Origin of the sequence: Pseudofrankia coriaricola (assembly GCF_032027725.1) — a bacterium.
Classification (GTDB): Bacteria; Actinomycetota; Actinomycetes; order Frankiales; family Frankiaceae; genus Pseudofrankia.
In genome coordinates this window covers 1-7,671 of sequence record NZ_JASNFO010000169.1, presented here as the reverse complement: position 1 = coordinate 7,671, position 7,671 = coordinate 1, and the positions used below count along the sequence as shown (strand labels likewise).

The 7,671-nt window shown below is 70.1% G+C and carries 8 protein-coding genes and 2 pseudogenes; 2 read left to right on the top strand and 8 right to left on the bottom strand.

Features of this window, described 5'->3' with window-relative positions; genetic code table 11:
• Both QOZ89_RS46455 and QOZ89_RS46450 read right to left on the bottom strand, forming a co-directional pair.
• The coding region (locus QOZ89_RS46455; protein WP_491723703.1) for an IS1634 family transposase at positions 1–650 on the bottom strand (650 nt) is incomplete at its 3' end.
• Complete coding sequence (locus QOZ89_RS46450) at positions 566–1,297, bottom strand: IS1634 family transposase (protein ID WP_491723702.1); 732 nt, start codon at positions 1,295–1,297, stop codon at positions 566–568. The genes QOZ89_RS46455 and QOZ89_RS46450, both read right to left, overlap by 85 nt.
• Before the next feature lie 139 nt (positions 1,298–1,436).
• Between QOZ89_RS46450 and QOZ89_RS46445 the strand changes: the two are divergent.
• Together QOZ89_RS46445 and QOZ89_RS46440 are read left to right on the top strand one after the other, a co-directional pair.
• A pseudogene (locus tag QOZ89_RS46445) lies at positions 1,437–2,162 on the top strand (IS30 family transposase); the annotation flags it as partial.
• Between the two features lie 67 nt (positions 2,163–2,229).
• Positions 2,230–2,463, top strand: a pseudogene (locus QOZ89_RS46440) (integrase core domain-containing protein); the annotation flags it as partial.
• Positions 2,464–2,489: 26 nt separating this feature from the next.
• On the opposite strand, the gene QOZ89_RS46435 reads toward QOZ89_RS46440, so the two are convergent.
• From QOZ89_RS46435 to QOZ89_RS46410, 6 genes are all read right to left on the bottom strand, one after another.
• Positions 2,490–3,701, bottom strand: coding sequence for an IS110 family RNA-guided transposase (locus tag QOZ89_RS46435; RefSeq protein WP_312630342.1), 1,212 nt, complete (start codon positions 3,699–3,701; stop codon positions 2,490–2,492).
• A gap of 38 nt (positions 3,702–3,739) precedes the next feature.
• Positions 3,740–3,994: a hypothetical protein gene (locus QOZ89_RS46430; RefSeq protein ID WP_312630340.1), complete on the bottom strand. Its 255-nt coding sequence runs from the start codon at positions 3,992–3,994 to the stop codon at positions 3,740–3,742.
• Positions 3,995–4,520: 526 nt separating this feature from the next.
• Entirely contained in the window at positions 4,521–5,237 is a 717-nt protein-coding gene (locus QOZ89_RS46425) for an ExeA family protein (RefSeq protein ID WP_312630339.1), read from the bottom strand.
• A complete protein-coding gene (locus tag QOZ89_RS46420; RefSeq protein ID WP_312630338.1) occupies positions 5,234–5,452 on the bottom strand; it encodes a hypothetical protein in 219 nt (72 codons plus the stop codon). Before QOZ89_RS46420 ends, QOZ89_RS46425 begins: the two co-directional genes overlap by 4 nt.
• The gene (locus QOZ89_RS46415; RefSeq protein WP_312630337.1) at positions 5,449–6,819 is read right to left on the bottom strand and encodes a DDE-type integrase/transposase/recombinase; all 1,371 of its coding nucleotides are present in this window, start codon (positions 6,817–6,819) and stop codon (positions 5,449–5,451) included. The genes QOZ89_RS46420 and QOZ89_RS46415 overlap by 4 nt, the downstream gene beginning before the upstream one ends.
• Positions 6,820–6,872: 53 nt before the next feature.
• On the bottom strand, positions 6,873–7,292 hold the full coding sequence (locus tag QOZ89_RS46410) for a hypothetical protein (protein ID WP_083418919.1): 420 nt from the start codon (positions 7,290–7,292) through the stop codon (positions 6,873–6,875).
• Between the last annotated feature and the right edge of the window lie 379 nt (positions 7,293–7,671).

Sequence of the window (7,671 nt, the reverse complement as noted above, 5' to 3'; positions counted from 1 at the left end):
TCGACCTCGAGCAGCTGCTTGTATCCCAGGGCGATGTCCTGCGCGCTCATCGTGGGGTCGGCGCAGCGCAGCAGGTACTTGCCGTCGAGGTTCTCCTCGGCATTCGCCCTGGCCTTGTCGATGCGCAGCAGCCCGCCGGGGGTGACGCGCAGGAACCGGTTCAGCCCTGGCATCGTCGAGATCTTCCCCCGCAGTTCCGCGCGTTTGTCCCTGCTGAGTTGGTCCGACTCGGCGATGAGGCCTTCGAGCTGGTGGATCAGCTCGGCGCGGATCGCCGCGTCGCGCTGTGCGGCGTCGGGGTTGAAGCAGACGACGAACCGGTCGGTGGCGTCGGGCAGCCGGACTTCCTTGACCTGCAGGTTGTCGGCGACGTGCTGGTAGCGGCCCTGCCGGGAGAGCGCGGCGGTGGCCTCGGCGGAGTCGGACCGCAGCTTCTCGCCGATGATGTAGGCACCGGCCCCAGCCTGGAGGAACCTGCGGTTCTCCTTCGAGGTGAAGCCGCGGTCGGCGACCCAGATAACCCGGCCCAGGCTCCAGTCGCGCATATCCTGCTTGACCTGCCGGATCAGCGCCGAGTCGGCGGTGTTCCCTGGCCAGCACCAGATCCGCACCGGGATCGCCTCGCGGGTGACGGCGAGCCCGACGACGATCTGGGGCAGGTCGTCCCGGCTGTCCTTGGACTTGCCGTGGACCCGGAACCCTCCTTGTCCGGGTCGGCGCTCTGCTCGTCGGTGGCGGGCTCGCCGCGCCAGTCGCGCGGCACGTCGGCGTCGGGATCCTCGGTCTCGAAGTAGGTGGAGGTCGTGTCGAAGAACAGCAGGTCGACCTGGAGGTTGAGCAGGTCCGCGACCTGGAAGTACACCTGCTTCTCGAACTCGCCGCGCACGGCGTGTAGCCAGTCCATCGCCCGGTAGCAGGCGTCGTCGGACACCTCGCCGAGCCCGTCGATGTGCACGTCCTGGCTCATCCACTCGGCGGCGGCCAGCTTCGAGGCCGGGGCGAGTGCCCGGTTCGCGACCAGGGCGAACAGCACCCGCTCCGCCGTGGCCGCGTCACGGGACCGGCCCCGCCCCGACGAGGCGAGCCCGGTCAGGATCTTCTCGATGCCGAGCCGCCGCCAGATCTGGTCGAGCACGTAGGCGCCGCCGTAGGGCCGGGACCCGGTGAACACCAGCCCCGAGCCCGCCTCCGCCGTGGCCGCGAGCGCGTCAGCGGGGTCGAGCAGCCGGCCCAGCGACGCGACGAGGCGGCGGACGGCGTCGGTGTCGAGGCCGTCCTCACGGCCGAAGCTGTACAGGATCCGCGGGACGGACCGTCCCCTGCCTCCCCGTCATCACCCGGATCAGGCTGCCCTCAGCTTCACTGACCTGCTGCGACAGGCCAGCGGCGGAGTCCTTTCACCTCCACTCGAATGAACAAGCGCATCGTGGCGCACCGAGACGATCTACCAGGCTCTTTACATCAAGGACCGGGGAGCGTTGCGCCGTGAGCTGGTCGCGTGTCTGCGCACGGGCCGTGCCCTGCGGGTGCCACGGGCCCGGGTCCGGCGGCGCCGTGACGGGATGGTCACCCCGGAGGTGAGGATCAGTGCCCGGCCGGCCGACGCCGAGGACCGCGCCGTCCCGGGCCACTGGGAAGGAGATCTGATCATCGGGTTGAACAGGTCCGCGATCGGCACACTGGTCGAGCGCACCACCCGGTTCACCCTCCTGCTGCACCTGCCCCGCATGGACGGCTACGGCCACGAGCCGCGGGTGCACAACGGCCCGGCGCTGGCTGGCCGCGGCGCCGAGGCTGTCCGGGAGGCGATCACACTGTCGCTGGCCGCGTTGCCCGGTCCCGTGCGTCGGACATTGACCTGGGACCGCGGCAAGGAGATGGCCCAGCACGTCCGGCTGACGGCCGAGACAGGCGTCGGGGTCTTCTTCGCGGACCCGCACAGCCCCTGGCAGCGCGGCACGAACGAGAACACCAACGGCCTGCTACGGCAGTACTTCCCCAAGGGCACAGACCTGTCCCGCTGGAGCCGACACGAACTCACCGCCATCGCCGCGACCCTCAACGACCGGCCGCGCAAGACACTCGGCTGGAAGACACCAGCCGAAGCACTGAACGACCAGCTATCCTCACTCCAACAAGCCGGTGTTGCGACGACCGGTTGAATCCGGTAACTACACGTCCACGGCCTTCGCCGAAACCCTGAAATCCCTCAACCTGCGCGGCTCCGTCGGACGCACCGGGATCTGCTGGGACAACGCCATGGCCGAATCGTTCTTCGGCGCCCTGAAAAACGAGCTCGTCCACCGGACTGTTTTCGCCACCCGCAGCCTCGCCCGGCGTGCTATAGTCCGATACATCGAGGTCTTCTACAACCGCAGACGCCTCCACTCCGGACTCGGCTACAGGACCCCGTCCGAAGTACACGCGGAATATCTCGCACAGCAGGCCGCGGCATGGGCCTGACACGAAAATAAGGTGGCCGGCGTGCGTCAGGCGACCCCGATCGGTTCGAAGCGGATGGTGAGGCCGAGGCTGTTGGCCTGCTTGATCATGCGGCGCATGGCGCGTTCGGGATCTCGTCTGGCGAAGTGGTCTGCACCCAGGTCGCGGTAGGGGACCTGGTCGTGCAGGACGTGCCAGATGGCGATGGTGAGTTTGTGCATGACGGCGACCTGGGCGCGTCTGCCGCCCCGGCGGGCGGCGAGCCGGCGGTAGAAGGCGCCCAGGTAGGAGTCCTTCTTCTTGATCGCCACCATCGCGGCGATCCCGAGCAGGCGTTTGAGGTTGCGGTTGCCAGGCCGGATGTGGCCGGACTTGTTCACGCCGGCCGACTCGTTCTGTCCTGGGCAGACCCCGATCCAGGAGGCGAGGTGATGCGCGCTGGGGAACTGGGCCATGTCACCCCCGGTCTCCGCGATGATGATCTCGGCCGCGAGACGGCCGATGCCCGGGATCGAGGCGAGGAGTTCCAGGTCCTGCTCCTGGTCGGTGAGCATGGCCGCGATCCGCTCGTCGAACCCGGCGATGACCGCCTTCCAGCGGTCGATCTCGTCGAGGTAGTGGCGGACCATGAAGGCGTGGTGGTCGGTGAACTCGCCGTCCAGCGCCTCGACGAGCGCCGGGATCTTGGCGCGGGCCCGGCCGGCGGCGAAGTCGGCGAGCAGGTGAGGGTCGCGCTCGCCGGCGATGAGGGCCTCCAGGATCTTCCGGCCGGTGACACCGACCAGATGGGTCAGGACCGAGGCGATTTTCATCCCGGTGTCCTCGAGTTCCTTCTCCAGCCGCTGGGCCTCCCAGCCCGCGGCGCGCACCAGTTCGGTCCGCCGGCGGGTCAGGTCCCGAAGCTCCCGGATCTTCCGCTCCGGGACGAAGGACGCCATCACCATGCCCGACGCACCGGCCCGAGCCAGGAACGCCGCGTCACTGGGATCGGTCTTGCGCCCCCGGATCCCCTTGAGATGAGAGGGGTTGACCAGCATCAGGTTCAGGTCCGGCTGCAACACGTAGTAGACCCCCCGCCAGTAGTCGGAGGTAATCAGGCGTCGCCGCGGGGCCGTCCGCGACGGCGGTCGACGGGCCGATTTGTCCGCCTCCTCGGCCGTGGCGTACGGGTTATCCGGCGACCGTCCGTCATGGGGACAGCCGAGCCGACAGCGGGTCTGGCGCTCGTCGCTCCTCGGTGCTGCTTTTGTCCCTCCCATGGCGTACGCGTCCGTGACAGCCATGACCTGCAAAAACCCTAGATTCGATCTTGAAAACTACAGATAACCGGGGTGGCCTCCAGCACCACGACCTCCACCCGGCGTTCCAGAAGCCAGGCCCGCAACCGCCGCACCTCCGCACCGGTGGTCCCGAACCGCTCGGTCTCCAGCAGCCAGTTACCGGCCTGCCGCGGGCTTGGCATCCGGGCGCAGGCCACCAGGAACCGCTTGCCCAGATCCACCCCTGCGGACCGCAGATGAATGACCTCATCCTTCACGTTCTCGCTGGTCACAGCCTCTCCGTCTCCCTCACACCTCACCCGGTGGGTGCCCCGGAGAGGCCAGAGGAAGAGGCGGAATCTGACACGCGTACTCCGGGCGGCAGACCGCCCTGGCACAACCCATGATCCCCTGATCGGCCCCCATCGCCATCCTGTAAAACGAGCTCACCCGCATCACAGGCCCAACGGCTGACCGGAACACCCGAGATCAATTTTCCAGTACCCGTGATGATCAGCGCAGCGATCCGCCCTGCCTGTAAGAACAACGGCTCTGGCGCATATTCGGTGGTGACGTTCAGTGATCGCGTGGTGAGACGCCGCTTGCGTCTACTTTGTCCTGGTTGAGGCTTTCCAGCGCAGCGCGGCGGCGCCTGCCGGACCTCGCGAACGTCTGTGAGGTGGCCGATTTCGACCGCTTTGACCTCCACGACCGGCGCTAACGCACCGTTACCACCGAATGTGCGCCAGAGCCGCTAACTTGACAGTCCCCGCGGCATAGAAAACCCAATTGAAGGCTATCCGGAAAACGCGGAGCTGCTCAGATCGCGAGGTTGTTGACGGCGCGGGGCAGGCCGCGGGCGGTGGTGTGGATCAGTTGGATGGCGTCGTCGGAGAACAGGGTGTCGGCGCGGCCGGCGAATCGGGCGTGGTGGGTGATGTAGGTGCGGGTCTCGTCGGGGTCCATGGCGGGCATGGCGTAGCGCTGGTCGAGGGCGGCCATGTCGCCGAGTTTGATCCGGCGGCGCAGGGTGGGCTGGCCGATCAGGAGGCAGGTCAGGGGGCTGGCGGAGTCCATGTCGGTGTTGGTGAGCATGCGGACGGCCTCGAGTTGGGTGGCGTCGAGGAGGTGGGCCTCGTCGATGATCAGGATGGGTTGTCGGCCGCGTTCGTGGGTTTCGGCGGCGAGGGCGTCGGCGGTCTGGGGGATGAGGGTGGCGTGGTGGAAGCGGGGGGTGACGCCCAGGGCGGTGGCGATGGCGTTGTGGATGCCGCGGACGCCGACGGCGGGGTTCGGCAGGTAGATGACGCTGTGGCGGGAGGGGTCGAGGGTGGTGGTCGCGGCGCGGGTGGCGGCGGTCTTGCCGGCGCCGACCTCGCCGGTGAGCACGCCGAGGCCGCGGGTGTGGATGAGCCCGCCGATGCGGGCGACGGCCTCGTTGTGGGCGCGGTGGCGGTGCAGGTCGCTGACGGGCAGGTCACGGCCGAACGGCATCTTCGTGAAGCCGTAGTGGGCCTGCATCCGGTCGATGCTCACCGGTTGTTCCCTTCGTCGTTCTGGCCGGTGGGGTGGGGGTCGAGGATCTGGTCGATCAGGGTGGTGGCGAGCCGTTCGACGGCCAGCGCGGTGGTCAGGACGGTCTCGCCGATGGCGAGCTGGTCCTCGTGGTGGTAGGGGTCGGCGAGGGTCGCGGCGGCGTGCGCGAGGTCGGCGGCGCGGTGCGCGAGGGCGTCGTCGAGGCGGCCGGTCACGGGGTGTCCTGGTCGCCGGCGGGGCCGGTGGCCGCCGCGTAGCTGATGGTCGTGGCGGCGAGTTCGGTGTCGTGGGCCGCGGTGAGCAGGTCGATGTAGTCGATGCCGGTCGCCGCTGGTCGGGCGGTGGGTGGGGTCTCGGGACGGGCTTTCGGGTGGGCGTGACGGCCGATCACGGTGGGGATCGCGGTCCCGGCGGGGCGGTCCTGCCAGCGGATCTCGATGGATGACAGGTCGAACGGGTCGTAGACGGCGGCCACCGTCCGGCCGACGAGGTGCGGTTCGACCTGGTAGGTGTTGCCGTGCAGGGAGATCGTCGCGGTCTTGCGGACCTTGCGGTGGTCCTCCCACTTGAACGCCTCGGTGAGCGCCGCGTCGCTGGGATAGGTGAACGGGCCGCCGGCCTCGAAGCGGGCCAGCGGCGCCAGGCCGGTCTCCGTGTGGACCCGGCGGTGGTAGACGGTCTCGACCCAGGCCGTGAACGCGGTGTTGAGCGCGGCCAGGTCCGCGACGACGTGGCCGCCGACCGGGGCGATCTCGACGAGGAACTCGCCGCGGACCGTCTCGAACACCCTTTCGATCTTTCCCCGTCCTTCGGGCCGGCCCGGCGCGGAGTGGGTCAGCCGGATCCCGAGCACGGCGCAGGCCCGGCGCAGCGCGGCGTCGACGAACGCGGAGCCGTTGTCGACGTAGACGGTGTCGGGAACCCCGCGCGACGCCAGCGCCGCGCGCAGCGCGGCCGCGAGGCGGACCGTGTCCTCGGCATAGCCGAACCGGTAGCCGACCAGCGCCCGTGAATGGCCATCGATGAACGCGAAAAGGTAGGTCTTCCGGCCGTCGATCTTCGGGCCGTGCAGGGCGTCGCCGGTCCAGATCTCGTTCGGCCGCCCCGCCTCGAACCGGCCGAACGCGACCGGCGCCGACCCGTCCGGCCGGGTATTGAGCTCCAACGCCTCGAAGTGGCGCTGCAAGGTGCGGTCCGACGGCGCCCAACCCGACGAGGCGCGCAGGATCCGGCCGACCTGCGCCGCGGTGCGCGCCGGGTTCTCCCGCTTGAGCGCCGCGGCCAGTTCCAGCACCTCGGCCGGGGTCCGCGCCTCGACCCGGCGCGGCGCCGGGACCAGCGCGTCGAACCCCCCGGCCCGCCAGGCCCGGATCCACCGGTCGAGCGTCTTGCGCGACACCTGCACCGGACGCCCGTCCGGCCCCGCATGGACCGCGTCGGCCAACTCGCGCACCAGCCGGCCCCGCTCCCGGCTCGACAGCGACGCATCCGCCGCCTGACGCACCAGCCCGTAACGGAACAGGCCCACCGCCCTCGCCCGCTCCGCCCGCCGCGCTGCCTCCGCCTGAGACGTCGACGCCATAACCACCTCCCGAACAGTGCCGACACAACATCGACACCGTCGAGGAGAAGACCTCAGCCGGCCAGACGCGGACTCGTGTTGATCGCCTCGGGGAGGAACGCGGGCAACAGCAGACCACCGGCCGTCACGAACGACACCAACTCCCACGCCGACAACGTGGGCAGCGCCCAGCGGCCCGCCGCCGCGTCGCGCACCGCGACGACCAGCGCCACCAGACCCGCGAGCAACCCGCCGTCGACCTCCGGAACCCGGGGGTCGACGGCCACCGCCCGCAGCCGCACCGCCAACGCCGCCCGCAGCCGCACCGCCCGCCCTGCCAGCCGCCCAAGCCAGCCCCGCACCGTCGCAGGCGCCCGGCCCACCGCCACCGCGACCCGGCGCGCCCCCAGCCCACCGGCCGCGAGCCCGACCGCCTCACCGATCACCGCCACCGCGTCCGCCCGCCGCGCCAGGCACGTCACCGGCAGCAGCACATGCGTCGCCAGACAGCCCGAACACCGCCCCCGCCGCGGCCGGACCTCCCCCTCGACCCCCGAACCCGGCGCACCCGCGCCCACCCCCAACCCGCCAGACCGCTCCCGCACCCCGGACAGGCCAGCTCACCCACCGCCAACCGCCGTTCGACCTCAACCACATCCACGTCTACGGTGAACACCGGCGCCTCCACGCGCCTCGCACGGCCCTCCCCGAACCGGCCAAGGTGATCAGGGGAGGGCCGTCGCCATTTCCGACGTGCTCACCCTGTCGTCGCGCACCAACAAGAAACCCACCACAAGATCACAGCTGGCACATGCCCACCCACGACGACGCCGACCCGCCTCGCCGCGCCCACCAAGAACGACGCGTGACACC